Annotated in this window: 11 protein-coding genes; 8 read left to right on the forward strand and 3 right to left on the reverse strand. The window is 74.3% G+C overall.

Translation table 11 applies throughout. The annotated features are described in order from the left end of the window. Nucleotides 1-3: 3 nt before the first annotated feature. Nucleotides 4-2,901 (reverse strand): FAD-binding and (Fe-S)-binding domain-containing protein, encoded by a 2,898-nt coding sequence (locus CP969_RS17790; RefSeq protein WP_016825749.1) that lies wholly within the window; start codon nt 2,899-2,901, stop codon nt 4-6. 572 nt (nt 2,902-3,473) lie between these two features. On the opposite strand from CP969_RS17790, the gene CP969_RS17795 reads away from it, so the two are divergent. The 7 genes from CP969_RS17795 (at nt 3,474) to serC (ending at nt 10,665) form a co-directional block, all read left to right on the forward strand. After that, nucleotides 3,474-5,579: an ATP-binding protein gene (locus CP969_RS17795; RefSeq protein ID WP_016825748.1), complete on the forward strand. Its 2,106-nt coding sequence runs from the start codon at nt 3,474-3,476 to the stop codon at nt 5,577-5,579. Beyond that, nucleotides 5,576-5,983, forward strand: a complete 408-nt coding sequence (locus CP969_RS17800) for a roadblock/LC7 domain-containing protein (protein WP_004986664.1) — start codon at nt 5,576-5,578, stop codon at nt 5,981-5,983. Before CP969_RS17795 ends, CP969_RS17800 begins: the two co-directional genes overlap by 4 nt. Further along, nucleotides 5,980-6,327, forward strand: coding sequence for a DUF742 domain-containing protein (locus CP969_RS17805; RefSeq protein ID WP_004986663.1), 348 nt, complete (start codon nt 5,980-5,982; stop codon nt 6,325-6,327). Before CP969_RS17800 ends, CP969_RS17805 begins: the two co-directional genes overlap by 4 nt. After that, nucleotides 6,308-6,925 carry a GTP-binding protein gene (locus CP969_RS17810; RefSeq protein ID WP_016825747.1) on the forward strand — a complete coding sequence of 206 codons (618 nt, stop codon included), beginning with the start codon at nt 6,308-6,310 and terminating at the stop codon, nt 6,923-6,925. Before CP969_RS17805 ends, CP969_RS17810 begins: the two co-directional genes overlap by 20 nt. Further along, entirely contained in the window at nt 6,922-8,157 is a 1,236-nt protein-coding gene (locus CP969_RS17815; RefSeq protein ID WP_004986661.1) for a cytochrome P450, read from the forward strand. The genes CP969_RS17810 and CP969_RS17815 overlap by 4 nt, the downstream gene beginning before the upstream one ends. Continuing rightward, entirely contained in the window at nt 8,154-9,410 is a 1,257-nt protein-coding gene (locus CP969_RS17820; protein ID WP_016825746.1) for a cytochrome P450 family protein, read from the forward strand. The genes CP969_RS17815 and CP969_RS17820 overlap by 4 nt, the downstream gene beginning before the upstream one ends. Before the next feature lie 136 nt (nt 9,411-9,546). Further along, nucleotides 9,547-10,665 carry a phosphoserine transaminase gene (serC, locus tag CP969_RS17825; RefSeq protein WP_016825745.1) on the forward strand — a complete coding sequence of 373 codons (1,119 nt, stop codon included), beginning with the start codon at nt 9,547-9,549 and terminating at the stop codon, nt 10,663-10,665. A 62-nt stretch (nt 10,666-10,727) separates the two neighbouring features. Here the strand turns inward: serC and CP969_RS17830 are convergent, their stop codons facing one another. After that, entirely contained in the window at nt 10,728-11,549 is an 822-nt protein-coding gene (locus CP969_RS17830; protein WP_016825744.1) for an ABC transporter permease, read from the reverse strand. Further along, on the reverse strand, nt 11,546-12,520 hold the full coding sequence (locus CP969_RS17835) for a daunorubicin resistance protein DrrA family ABC transporter ATP-binding protein (RefSeq protein ID WP_016825743.1): 975 nt from the start codon (nt 12,518-12,520) through the stop codon (nt 11,546-11,548). Before CP969_RS17835 ends, CP969_RS17830 begins: the two co-directional genes overlap by 4 nt. An 87-nt stretch (nt 12,521-12,607) precedes the next feature. On the opposite strand from CP969_RS17835, the gene CP969_RS17840 reads away from it, so the two are divergent. Then, entirely contained in the window at nt 12,608-13,375 is a 768-nt protein-coding gene (locus tag CP969_RS17840; protein ID WP_004986656.1) for a TetR/AcrR family transcriptional regulator, read from the forward strand. The last annotated feature ends 3 nt before the right edge of the window (nt 13,376-13,378 follow it).

Genomic DNA, 13,378 nt, shown 5'->3' on the forward strand with positions numbered 1-13,378 from the left:
CCGTCACCCGTCCTCCGTCCCGGTTCCGTCCAGGGCCGCCGCCAGCACCTCCGCCAGGTGCCGCCCCCGCACCCCCGCCAGCTGCTCGAGCTGCGTCCGGCAGGAGAAGCCGTCGGCCAGGACCACCGCGTCCTCGGGTGCTTCCCGCACCGACGGCAGGAGGTGCTCCTCCGCGCAGGCCGTGGAGACCTCGTGGTGGCCCCGCTCGAAGCCGAAGTTGCCCGCCAGGCCGCAGCAGCCGCCGCTCAGCTCGCCGGTGAGGCCGGCGGCCGCGCGCAGCCGGCGGTCGGCCGCGCTGCCGAGGACCGCGTGCTGGTGGCAGTGGGTCTGGCCGACGACGGGGCGGTCCAGCGAAGGCGGGGTCCAGTCGGGCGCGTGCCGCTCCAGGGCCTCCGCGAAGGTCAGGACCCGTGCGGCCAGCCGGGCCGCACGCGGGTCGTCGTGCAGCAGCTCCGGGGCGTCCGTGCGCAGGGCCGCCGCGCAGCTCGGCTCCAGGACGACCACCGGGGCGTCCGCGGCCAGCACCGGTTCCATCAGGTCGAGCGTGCGGCGCAGCACCACGCGGGCGCGGTCGAGCTGGCCCGTGGAGAGGTACGTCAGCCCGCAGCAGACCCGGCCCCGGCGCGCCGTCAGCAGCCGTGCCGCCGACCGCGAGCGCCCGTCGCCCACCGGACGTCCCCGCATCCGCAGCGTCGGGGGCAGCGCCACCCGCAGCCCGGCCGCCTCCAGGACCCGTACGGCCGCCCGGCCCACGGAGGGCGACAGGTGCTCGGTGAAGGTGTCCGGCCAGAGGACCACCAGCGGGCCGTCCCCCGGGGGCGCGGCGGGCCGCCGCCCCCGCCACCACCGGGTGAACGTCTCCCCGGCCACCCGCGGGATCTCCCGCTCCGGCGCGATCCCGCCCAGCCGTTTCGCCGCCCGCGCGAGCGGCCCCACCGAGGCCCCCGCGTTGACCAGGGCCGCCGACCCGGTCCGCGCCACCCAGGCCAGCCACACCGGCAGCCACCCCATCGCGTAGTGGGCGGCCGGGCGGCGGCGACCCGCGTAGTGGTGGTGCAGGAACTCCGCCTTGTACGTGGCCATGTCGACCCCGACCGGGCAGTCCGAACGGCAGCCCTTGCAGGACAGGCACAGGTCCAGCGCGTCCCGCACCTCCGTGGACCGCCAGCCGTCGGTCACCAGCTCACCGGCGAGCATCTCGTGCAGCAGACGGGCGCGCCCGCGCGTGGAGTGCTCCTCCTCGCCCGTCGCCCGGAACGACGGGCACATCACCGCCGGCCCCGACGCGGACGCCGTACGGCACTTGGCGACCCCCACGCAGCGGCGCACCGCCGCCGAGAAGTCGCCGCCGTCAGCCGGGTAGCCGAAGGCCACGTCCACCGGACCGCGCGGCAGGGCGGAGAAGCGGAGGTTCGCGTCCAGGGGCGCGGGGCGGACCAGCACGCCCGGGTTGAGCAGGTCGTCCGGGTCCCAGACGCCCTTCACCCGCGCGAAGAGGGCGACCGTCCCGGCGCCGTACATGCGCGGCAGCAGTTCGGCCCGCGCCTGCCCGTCCCCGTGCTCCCCGGACAGGGAGCCGCCGTGCGCCACGACCAGGTCGGCGAGGTCCTCCGAGAAGCGCCGGAAGCGGGCGACGCCCGGCCCGGTCAGCAGGTCGAAGTCGATCCGGACGTGGACGCAGCCGTCCCCGAAGTGCCCGTACGGGGTGCCGCGCAGCCCGTGGTCGGCCAGCAGGCGCCGGAAGTCCCGCAGGTAGGCGCCGAGCCGGGCGGGCGGCACCGCGCAGTCCTCCCAGCCGGGCCAGGCCTCCGTGCCGTCCGGCATCCGGGTCGCCGTACCGCTCGCGTCCTCCCTGATCCGCCACAGGGCCCGCTGCCGGGCCGGGTCGGTGACCACCAGGGCGTCCAGGACGTCCGCCGTGCGGACGACCGCCTCCGCCCGCGCGCGGGCCTCCGCCTCCGTCTCCCCGCCGGTCTCCACGAACAGCCAGGCCCCGCCGCGCGGGAGGTCCGCGGCGGAGGGCACCAGGTCCGCCGCCATGCCCTCCACCGTCAGCGGTCGCTGCTCCAGCAGTCCGGCCGCCGCCTCGGCGGCCCCGCTCTCGTCGGCGTACGCCAGCACGGCGAGCGCCCGCGCGCGCGGCGCCCGCACGAGGTCCACGACCGCCTCCGTCAGCACGCCCAGCGTGCCCTCCGAGCCGCAGAAGGAGCGGGCGACGTCGGCGCCCCGCTCGGGCAGCAGGGCGTCCACCGCGTAGCCGGAGATCCGGCGGGGCAGCTCCGGGAAGCCGGTGCGCAGGCGGGCCAGTTCGCCGTCGACCAGCTCCCGCAGTCCCGCCGGGGCGCCGGCCCACCCCGGCCCGGGCCGCAGCCGCTCCCCGCGCGGGGTGAGCACCGACAGTTCCCGCACGTTGTCCGCGGTCGTCCCCCAGGCGACGGAGTGGGACCCGCAGGAGTTGTTGCCGATCATGCCGCCGAGGGTGCAGCGGCTGTGCGTGGAGGGGTCCGGCCCGAAGCGCAGGCCGTACGGGGCGGCGGCCTCCTGGAGCCGGTCGAGGACAAGCCCGGGCTGGACGACGGCCGTGCGGGCCTCGGGGTCGAGGGAGAGCAGGCGGTTCATGTGCCGGGTGAAGTCGAGCACCACTCCGGTGCCGGTCGCCTGGCCCGCGATCGACGTGCCGCCGCCGCGCGCCACCACCGGGACGCCGTGCGTCCGGCACACCGACAGGGCCGCCGCCACGTCGTCGGCGTCCCGGGGGGAGACGACGCCCAGCGGCACCCGGCGGTAGTTGGAGGCGTCCATGGTGGTCAGCGCCCGCGCGGTCGTGCCGAAGTCCACCTCACCGCGTACGGCCGCCGCCAGCCCGGCCCGCAGTTCCCGGAGATCCGTCCTGCCCGTCATGCCCTCAGGATGCCCCCGCGCCGGTGTCCCGCGCCGCCGGCGCCCTCCGCCGGCGGCGCGGCGGAGCGGGTCCGGCGGGACGGCGGTGCGGTTCCTCCTCCCTCGTGCTCCCCCGTGCTCCCCCGTGCTCCCTCGTGCGCGGCACCGGCACCGTCTCCGCGGCCCCGGGGGCAGTGGGGCGGACGGACGGTGTCGGGACGGGGCAAAAAGGCGGAATGAACACGCCGTTCGGCGGTCCGCCCGACCGAGGTCGGGTCAAAACCCGGGAACGGAACCGGAATCTTCCCAAACTGATCAGGAACTCCCTTATAGTGACCGCGGGTTGCTCACCCATGACGGCTCCTGTTCACAGAGTGACGTTCACACAGGAACCGGGCAATCGAGCACGTGGACGGCGGATCGCGTACGGCCGTGCACGTGGGCGAGGGGTGCACGGCAACCCAGGTATCCGAGCACCGGACAGCCATGGGCCGCCGGAGCCGCTGAACCGCCCCCAGGCCGCGCTGACCGAACGGTGCACGACAGCGAAACGGAACGCGGACCGACCGAGGACCCGACCGAGGACCCGATTGATGACCTCCCCCCTGCTCCCCGGCGACCGCCCCACCCCCCGCAGGCTCCTGCCCGTCCCCCTGCTCACCCTGGCGCTCTCCGCACCGGCGGTCGCCGCGGCCGTCCTCCTCGGGCCGAAGTCCGCGCGGGGCGCCGTCGGGACGACCGGGGTGATCGCCGCCCTGCTGCTGTGCGCGGCCGTCACCGCGGCCACCTACGCCGTGCTGACGGCCCGGGCGGCCCGCGGGCGCCTGGAGTCCGTCACCCAGGACGTCGGCCGGCTGCTCCAGGAGCGGGCGCGCCTGGCCGAGGATTCGCGCCGCCAGCACGAGCGGCTGACCGGTGAACTCAACCGTGAGCGCGCCCGGCTGTCGGCCGAGCTGGACCGGGAGCGGAACCACCTCGCGGAGACCCTGGCGGCCGAGCGCGACCGGATCGCCGAACAGCACGCCCTCAGCACCGCCCGCCTGACGCAGGAGCACGGCGAGGAGCTGACCCGGCTCACGGACGCCCACAACGCCGAGCTGAAGCGGCTCGCCGAGGAGCACGCCGAGAAGCTGCGCCTCATCACCGAGGAACACACCGCCCACACCGACCGGTTGACCCGTGACCACGCGGAGAGGATCGAGCGGCTGACCGAGGAGCGGGACCGGCTGGCACAGGACCGGGACCGGCTCACCGACGGGAACGCGCGGCTGGCCGCCCGGCTGCGCGAGGCCACCGGCGCCCGTGCCGCCGCGCTGTCCGCGACCGCCAACGCGGCCGGCCGGATGCAGGCGCTGGCCACCGGCATGCTCGCGGACCTGCGCGCGATGGAGGAGAAGCACCACGACGAGGAGGTCCTCGCCGACCTGCTCCACCTCGACCACCGCACCGCGCAGGCCGGCCGGCTCGCCGACTCCGTCGCCGTCCTCACCGGCGCCCGCTCCGGCCGCCGCTGGGCCCGGCCCATCGCCATGGAGTCGATCCTGCGCGGCGCCATGGGCCGGATCAGCGGCTACCAGCGGGTCCGCGTCCACTCCGCCAGCGACGCCGCCGTCGCCGGGCACGCCGCCGAGGGCGTGATGCACGCGCTCGCCGAACTCCTCGACAACGCCGCCAACTTCTCGCCGCCGACCGCCGAGGTCCACGTCTACGTCGAGGAGGTCCCGGCCGGGGTCATCGTGTCCGTCGAGGACAGCGGGCTCGTCATGGGCGAGGCCCAGCTCCGCCGCGCCGAGCGCGCGGTCTCGGGCGAGTCCGCCGAACTCGGGGGCCTCACCGGCACCCGGCTCGGCCTCGCCGTGGTCGGCCGGCTGGCCCGGCGGTACGGGCTCAGGGTCTCCTACCGCCCCTCGGCCCGCGGCGGCACGGGGGTGCTGATGCTCATCCCGCAGGAGATCCTCGCCGCCTCGGCCGCCGACGCCACCGCGCCGGTTCCCCCGCCGGCCGACATGCCGGCCGTCCCCGCCACCCCGGCCGCGCTCACCGGGACCACCGCGTCCCGCGCCTCTTCCTCCGCATCCTCCGCCTCTTCGTCCGCACCCTCCGCGTCCTCCGCTCCGTCCGCGCGGAACCGGGCGGCCGGGTCGCCGGCGGGCACGGACCTCCCCCGCCGGGACGGCCGCGCACAGGCCGCACGGGCGGACGCCGCCGGGACGGAGCCGGAGACCAGCCACGCCACCGCGCACGAGACCGCTCCGGCGGAGCGCGCGACGACGGCCCGCGACACCTCGTCCCCCGCGACCGGGGCCGCCTCCTACGCGGCCTCCCGCGCCGGAGCCGACCTCGACCCCGACCCGGTGCCCACGCACGGGTCCGCGGACACCGGCGAGCACCCGCTGGTGCTGCCCCGCCGGCGCCGGGGCCGCACCCTCGCCGAGGCCGAGCGCACGCGGTCCGGCAGCCGTGCCGCCGCCCCGCGGCCGGCGCCGACCGCCGAGGAGACGAAGGCCCGTACGGCCCGCTTCAGCAGCTTCCGCCAGGCCGTGCGCGCCACCGGCCCGGACGACACCGACCCGACCACCACCGCCGACGCCACCCCCGGCAGCGGCACCGGCACGACCACCCCGGCCGGCACCGCCCCCGACCCGACCCCCGAAGCACAGAACACCCCCGCGACCCCGGAAGGCGACACCACCTCATGACCGGCACGACGACCGCCGACGAGAAGCTCACCTGGCTGATAGAAGGTCTGCTGGAGCGCACGCCGGGCGCGCGGCACGCGCTCGTGCTCTCCCGTGACGGCCTGAAACTGTGCCGCACCCCGGAGCTCTCCGCCGACCAGGCCGACCAGCTCGCCGCGATCGCCGCCGGCATCCAGTCCCTGTCGCACGGCGCCTCGGTCGAGTTCGGCGACGGCAGCGGCGGCGTGCGCTCGGCGATGACCGAGTTCTACGGCGGGGTGCTGTTCATCGTGGAGGCGGGCGAGGGCGCGCACCTGGCCGTCGTCACCACGGAGGACGCGGACGCCGGGCTCGTCGGGCACAACATGAGCGAGCTCGTGGAGCAGCTCGGCGAGCACCTGACCGCCCGCCCGCGCACCTCATGAGCAGGCCCGGCAGGGACGACGCCCCGGACCGGCTCTACACCCTCACCGGAGGGCGCAGCCGTTCGGGGTCCGACAACCCCTTCGACCTGGTGACCCTGGTCGTCGCCGAGTGCGATCCGGTGCCCGGCATGCAGTCCGAGCACGTGGCGATCCTGCGCATGACCGAACGTCCCACGGCGGTCGTGGAGATCGCGGCCGAGCTGAAGCTCCCCGTGAGCATCACCCGGATCCTGCTGGCCGACCTCCTCGCGGCGGGACGGGTCAGCGCCCGTCACCCCCGCAGGGCCGCCGTTCCCGACCCCGACATCCTGGAGCAGGTGCTCGTTGGACTCCGCAACCTCTGAGACGCGTACGCCACTGGGCGCGTCGGCCGACAACGGCCTCAAGATCGTGGTCGTGGGCGGCTTCGGCGCCGGCAAGACGACGATGGTCCGCTCGGTCAGCGAGATCCGTCCCCTCAACACCGAGGAGACGATGACCCAGGCCGGAGAGGCCGTCGACGACATCACCGGCGTGCGCGGCAAGACCGCGACCACCGTCGCCTTCGACTTCGGCCGCATCACGCTCGACGCGCGCAACGTGCTGTACCTGTTCGGCGCGCCCGGCCAGGAGCGCTTCTGGTTCCTGTGGGACCGGCTGTTCTCCGGGACGCTGGGCGCGGTGGTCCTGGTGGACACCCGGCGCATCGACGACTCCTGGTACGCCATCGACCGGCTGGAGAAGCACGGCACGCCGTTCATCGTGGCCTGCAACGACTTCGGCGGCCCCGCCTTCGCCCCGGAGCAGATCCGCGAGGCCCTCGACCTCGACCCGCACGTCCCGCTGGTCAGGTGCGACGCGCGGTCCCGGGAGTCCAGCAAGCTGGTGCTGATCACACTGGTGGAGCACATCCAGGCCCTGTACGCCGACCCCGCCCGAGCCCCCCGTCAGGAGCTGGTGTGAGCCCCGCTTCCGCCCCCGACCCCGTCCGCTTCAGCGGGCCCCTGCTCCAGGACGACCCGGCCCGGGTGTACCGGGAGATACGGCGCGAGCACGGCAGCGTGGCCCCGGTGCTGCTGGACGGCGACGTACCGGCCTGGCTGGTGCTCGGCTACCGCGAGCTGCACCAGATCACCGGGGACCCGGTGCTGTTCAGCCGCGACTCCGACCTGTGGAGCCAGTGGGAGAACATCCCCGACGACTGGCCGCTGCTGCCGATGATCGGCCGCAAGCAGCCGTCGATCCTGTACACGGTCGGCGAGCGGCACCGCGAGCGGGCCGGGATGATGGTGCACGCGCTGGAGGCGGTGGACCCGTTCGAACTGCGCGCGCACGCCGAGAAGTTCGCGGACGAGCTGATCGACGGCATCTGCCCCAAGGGCAGCGCCGACATCATCGCCGAGTTCGCCGCGCTGCTGCCCGTGCGGGTCCTCGCCCGGCTCTACGGCTTCACCGACGAGGAGAGCCCGGCGCTGGTCACCGCCCTCAACGACATGATCGACGGGCGGGAGCGGGCGCTGGCGGGCCAGGCCCACCTGTTCACGTCGATGACGGAGCTGGTGGCGAGCCGCCACAAGGAGCCCGCCGACGACGTCGCGTCCCGGATGCTCGCCGACACCTCGGGCTTCACCGAGGAGGAGATCGTCCAGGACCTCATGGTGATGCTGGCCGCCGGGCACCAGCCGACCGCCGACTGGATCGGCAACTCCCTGCACCTGATGCTCACCGACAGCCGGTTCGCCGCCTCCCTCTTCGGCGGCCGCAACAGCATCGCCGAGGCCATGAACGAGGTGCTGTGGGAGGACACCCCCACCCAGAACGTGGCCGGCCGCTGGGCGTCCCGCGACACCCAGCTCGGCGGCCGCCGCATCCGCGCGGGGGACATGCTGCTGCTCGGCCTCCAGGGCGCCAACTCCGACCCCCAGGTGCGCACCGACGGCTCGGCCCTGACCGGCGGCAACAGCGCGCACTTCTCCTTCGGCCACGGGGAGCACCGCTGCCCGTTCCCGGCGCAGGAGATCGCCGAGGTGATCGCCCGGACCGGCATCGAGGTCGTCCTGGACCGGCTGCCCGACATCGACCTCGCGACGCCGGCCTCGTCCCTGACCCGCCGCCCGTCGCCGTGGCTGCGGGGGCTGTCCGAGCTTCCGGTCACCTTCACACCCACCCCCGCCCTTGGAGGCACGCGCTCATGACGGCTGGTACGGACTCTCCGACGATCACGCCCGGCACCGAGCAGACCCCCATCCACCTCGACCCGTTCGTCGGCGACCTGGACGGGGAGAGCGAGGCGCTGCGGGCCGCGGGGCCCCTGGCCGCCGTGGTCCTGCCGGGCGGCGTCCCGGTGTGGGCGGTCACGCACCACGCGGAGGCGAAGAGGCTCCTCACCGACCCCCGGGTGGTGAAGGACATCAACGTCTGGGGTGCCTGGCAGCGCGGCGAGATCGCCCCCGACTGGCCGCTGATCGGTCTGGCCAACCCGCCCCGCTCCATGCTCACCGTGGACGGCGCCGACCACCGCCGGCTGCGCGCCCTGGTCGCCCAGGCGCTCACGCCGCGCCGGGTGGAGCGGATGCGGGAGCGGATCACCGAGCTGACCGAGGGCCTGCTGGACCGGATGGCCGACCGCCGCGGTGACACGCTCGACCTGAAGGCGGCGTTCGCCTACCCGCTGCCGATGTACGTCGTCGCCGACCTGATGGGGCTGGCGGAGGAGCGGCTGCCGCGCCTGAAGGAACTCTTCGAGAAGTTCTTCTCCACCCAGACCCCGCCGGAGGAGGTCGTCTCGACCCTGACCGAGCTGGCCGGGATCATGGCCGAGACGGTCGCGCACAAGCGGGAGAACCCGGGCGACGACCTGACCTCCGCGCTGGTGCAGGCGTCGGAGAACGGCGACCACCTCACCGACGAGGAGATCGTCTCCACGCTCCAGCTGATGGTCGCGGCCGGCCACGAGACGACGATCTCCCTCATCGTCAACGCGGTGGTCAACCTCTCCACCCACCCCGAGCAGCGCGAGCTGGTGCTGTCCGGCAAGGCGGACTGGTCGGCGGTGATCGAGGAGACCCTGCGCTGGTCCACGCCCACGTCCCACGTGCTGATCCGGTTCGCCACCGAGGACGTACCGGTCGGCGACAAGGTCCTGCCCGCCGGGGAGGCGCTGATCGTGTCGTACGCCGCGATCGGCCGCGACGAGCAGGCCCACGGCCCCACGGCCGGCGCCTTCGACATCACCCGCGAGACCGCCAGCCGCCACATCTCCTTCGGCCACGGCCCGCACGTCTGCCCCGGCGCGGCCCTGTCCCGCCTGGAGGCGGGCGTGGCGCTGCCCGCCCTGTACGCGCGCTTCCCCGAGCTGGACCTGGCGGTCCCGGCGGACGAGCTGCGCAACAAGCCGGTGGTCACCCAGAACGACCTCTACGAGCTGCCGGTGCGGCTCGGGAGCTGAGCCGCACGGGGGCGGGGCGACGGGCCCCGCCCCCTTCCCGCCGTGCTCCGCCGTGCGGTCCACCGCCCGTCCCACGCCCGTCTCAGCCGACGGACGACGTTTCGCCCGGGTTTCGCTGAGCCGCTAGGCTCCGTTCGTGGCTGAGATCCAGATTCCCGCTGACATCAAGCCCGCCGACGGTCGATTCGGCGCGGGCCCCTCCAAGGTGCGGACGGAAGCGCTGGACGCGCTGGCCGCGACCGGCACCTCCCTGCTGGGCACCTCCCACCGCCAGGCCCCGGTGAAGAACCTGGTCGGCAAGGTGCGCGAAGGCATCCGCGACCTGTTCCGGCTGCCCGACGGCTACGAGGTGATCCTCGGCAACGGCGGCTCCACCGCGTTCTGGGACATCGCGACCCACGGCCTGATCGAGCACAAGTCGCAGCACCTCAGCTTCGGCGAGTTCAGCTCCAAGTTCGCCAAGGCCGCGAAGCTCGCCCCCTGGCTCGCCGAGCCGGACGTGATCTCCGCCGACCCGGGCACGCACCCCGAGCCGGTCGCCGCGGCCGGCGTGGACGTCTACGCCTTCACCCACAACGAGACCTCCACCGGCGTCGCCATGCCCATCCAGCGCGTGCCCGGCGCCGACGAGGGCGCCCTGGTCCTGGTGGACGCCACCTCCGGCGCGGGCGGCCTGCCGGTCGACATCGCCGAGACCGACGTCTACTACTTCGCCCCGCAGAAGTCCTTCGCCGCCGACGGCGGCCTGTGGATCGCCGTGTTCTCCCCGGCCGCGATCGAGCGCGCCGAGCGGATCCACGCGAGCGGCCGCCACGTCCCGGAGTTCTTCTCGCTGCCCACCGCGATCGACAACTCCCGCAAGAACCAGACGTACAACACCCCCGCCCTGGCCACCCTCTTCCTCCTCAACGAGCAGCTGGAGTGGCTCAACGGCCAGGGCGGCCTCGACTTCGCGGTCCGCCGCACGGCCACCTCCGCACGCACGCTGTACGGCTGGGCGGAGGGCGTGAAGTTCGCCGACCCGTTCGTCACCGACCCGGCCCAGCGCTCCCAGGTCATCGGCACCATCGACTTCACGGACGAGGTCGACGCCGCCGCCGTCGCCCAGGTGCTGCGCGCCAACGGCATCGTCGACACCGAGCCCTACCGCAAGCTCGGCCGCAACCAGCTTCGCGTGGCGATGTTCCCGGCGATCGACCCGGCGGACGTCGAGGCGCTGACCCAGTGCGTCGACTACGTGATCGACAAGCTCTGAGCAGGAGGTGAGGGAGGGGTGCCCGGCGGTCCGCCGGGCACCCCTCCCTCACGCGTGCCGGCTCACCGGCTGAGCCGCTGGAACCTCCGCACCGCGAGCGGCAGGAAGACCGCCGTCAGCACCAGGGGCCACACCCCCGCCATCAGCAGCGCGTGCCGCTCGACCCAGGTGTCCCCGCCGCCGACCGGCGTGCCGAACAGGTCACGGGTGGCCGCCGCGGTCGAGGAGATCGGGTTCCAGGCCGCGACCCCGCCCAGCCAGTCCGGCATGAGCCGCGGCGCCACGAAGACGCTGGAGATCATCGTCAGCGGGAAGGCGACCGCGAACAGCCCGCCCGCCGCCTCCGGGTTGGGCACCAGCAGTCCCAGCCAGATCCCGATCCAGATCAGCGCGAACCGCAGCCACAGCAGCAGCCCGAACGCCGCTGGGAAGCCCCAACCGCCGTCCGGCCGCCAGCCCATGGCCAGCGCGGTCAGCATCATGATCGCCAACTCCGCGCAGGCGACGAGCAGATCGGTCACCCCGCGTCCGGCCACCACCGCGGACGAGGCCATCGGCATCGAGCGGAACCGGTCGATCACGCCCTTGGTGGAGTCGTGGACCACGAGGGTCGCCGTGTTGACGAACCCGAACGCCATCGTCATCACGAACATCCCCGGCATCAGGAAGTCCTTGTAGTCCCCGCCGCCGGGCACCTTCATCGCGCTGCCGAAGACATAGCCGTAGAGCAGCACCGACAGGATCGGGAAGCCGAGCTGCCAGGCGATGTTGACGGGCTGGCGCCGGTAGTGGGTCAGACCGCGCCGGACGACGTTCCAGCAGTCGGCGAGCACCCAGTACACCCGGCCGTGCGCGGCCGGTCCGGTCAGGTCGACGGCGCTCACGCGGCGGCCTCCTTCGTCCGCGCGGTGTCCGTGCGGTGCCCGGTCAGCCGCAGGAACACGTCGTCGAGGCTGGGCCGGCGCAGCCCGAGGTCCTCGACCCGCACGTCCTCGTCCTGCAGGATGCGCGCCACGTCGGTGAGCGCGGCCACCCGGTCGGTCACGGGGGCGTGCACCCGCAGCTCGGTCTCGTCCGCGTCGGGCTCGCCGTCGGCGACCCTCGCCACGACCTTCACCACCCGCGGGATGTCGGCGCGGTCGGCGACGACGACCTCGATGCGGTCGCCGCCGACCAGGCTCTTCAGTCCGTCCGGGGTGTCGTCAGCGATGGCCCGCCCCTGGTCGATGACGGTGATCCGGGAGGCCAGCCGGTCGGCCTCCTCCAGGTACTGCGTGGTCAGCAGCACGGTCGTGCCGCCGGCCACCAGGTCCCGCACCGATTCCCACACCTCGCCCCGGCTGCGGGGGTCGAGTCCCGTCGTCGGCTCGTCCAGGAAGAGCACGGCGGGCGCGAGGATCATCGAGGCGGCGAGGTCGAGGCGCCGCCGCATGCCGCCGCTGTAGCCGCCGACGCCCTGGTCGGCGGCGTCGGTGAGGTCGAACCGCTCCAGCAGCTCGGCGGCCCGCAGCCGGGCCCGCCTGCCGCCCAGGTGGAACAGCCGCCCGAACATCTCCAGGTTCTGCCGCCCGGTGAGCACCTCGTCCACCGCCGCGTACTGCCCGGTGAGCCCGATCCGCGCCCGCACCTCGCGCGCCTGCCGGGCGACGTCGAGCCCGGCCACCGTGGCCCGCCCGCCGTCCAACCGGATCAGCGTCGACAGGACGCGCACGGCGGTGGTCTTGCCGGCGCCGTTCGGTCCGAGCAGTCCATGCACGGTGCCCTCGCGGACGGCGAGATCGAAGCCGTCGAGGGCGCGTTTCTCGCCGTAGCGCTTCTCCAGGGCCTCGGCCCGGACCGCGCAACCGTCGTTCATGGGTCCCCCCTTCCAACAATTGGGTACACCGTACCCGATTGCGCGTACGGCGTACCCAGTTTTTTCGCGCGGTTCTAGACTGCCCTCATGACGAGCGGTAGGGGCGGCACGGAGAGCAGTGGCAGCGGCGACATCGCCCGCACCCTCGACCTGCTGTGGGACACGGGCCGGCGGCCCAGCCGGGGGCCGAAACCCGGCCTGACGCTGGAGCGCGTCGTCGAGGCCGCCATCGAGGTCGCGGACCGGGACGGGCTCGGCGCCGTCTCGATGCGCCGGATCGCCGCGGAGCTCGGCACCGGCACGATGTCCCTGTACCGCTACGTCCCCGGCAAGGGCGAACTGCTCGACCTGATGCTGGACCGCGTGCAGCGCCCCTCGGACGACCCCGCCGACCTCGGCGACGGCGGCTGGCGCGCGGCCCTGGAGGCCCTGGGGCACGCCACCCTCGCCCTGTACCGCCGCCACCCCTGGCTGCTGGAGGTCAACCAGTCGCGCCCGATCCTCGGCCCGAGCGCGCTCGACGGCATGGAGAAGGTGCTCGCCCGGATCAAGCCGATGGGCCTGTCCGACCCCGAGCTGGTGTCGGTGATCATCCTGATCGACGGGTACGTCGTCGGGGCCGCCCGCACCCAGCTGTACGAACAGGAGGCGGAACGCAGCTCCGGGCTGACGGACGCGCAGTTCTGGGAGGCCCAGCGCCCGGCGCTGGAGAAGGCCATGACCAGCGGGCGCTACCCCGTCCTGGCCGGCCTCTCCGAGGACACCTTCGGCCCCGACTTCGACCACTTCGCGTTCGGACTGCAGCGCATCCTGGACGGACTGGAGGTGCTCGTGGCCCGGCGGGCCGGAACGTGACGG

This window comes from Streptomyces viridosporus T7A (assembly GCF_008704515.1).
Classification (GTDB): Bacteria; Actinomycetota; Actinomycetes; order Streptomycetales; family Streptomycetaceae; genus Streptomyces; species Streptomyces viridosporus.

Excerpts from the sequence above, each read along its gene's own strand:
- CP969_RS17790 (WP_016825749.1), bottom strand. The coding sequence starts at position 2,901 with ATGACGGGCAGGACGGATCTCCGGGAACTGCGGGCCGGGCTGGCGGCG.
- CP969_RS17795 (WP_016825748.1), top strand. The coding sequence starts at position 3,474 with ATGACCTCCCCCCTGCTCCCCGGCGACCGCCCCACCCCCCGCAGGCTC.
- CP969_RS17800 (WP_004986664.1), top strand. The coding sequence starts at position 5,576 with ATGACCGGCACGACGACCGCCGACGAGAAGCTCACCTGGCTGATAGAA.
- CP969_RS17805 (WP_004986663.1), top strand. The coding sequence starts at position 5,980 with ATGAGCAGGCCCGGCAGGGACGACGCCCCGGACCGGCTCTACACCCTC.
- CP969_RS17820 (WP_016825746.1), top strand. The coding sequence starts at position 8,154 with ATGACGGCTGGTACGGACTCTCCGACGATCACGCCCGGCACCGAGCAG.
- CP969_RS17835 (WP_016825743.1), bottom strand. The coding sequence starts at position 12,520 with ATGAACGACGGTTGCGCGGTCCGGGCCGAGGCCCTGGAGAAGCGCTAC.
- CP969_RS17840 (WP_004986656.1), top strand. The coding sequence starts at position 12,608 with ATGACGAGCGGTAGGGGCGGCACGGAGAGCAGTGGCAGCGGCGACATC.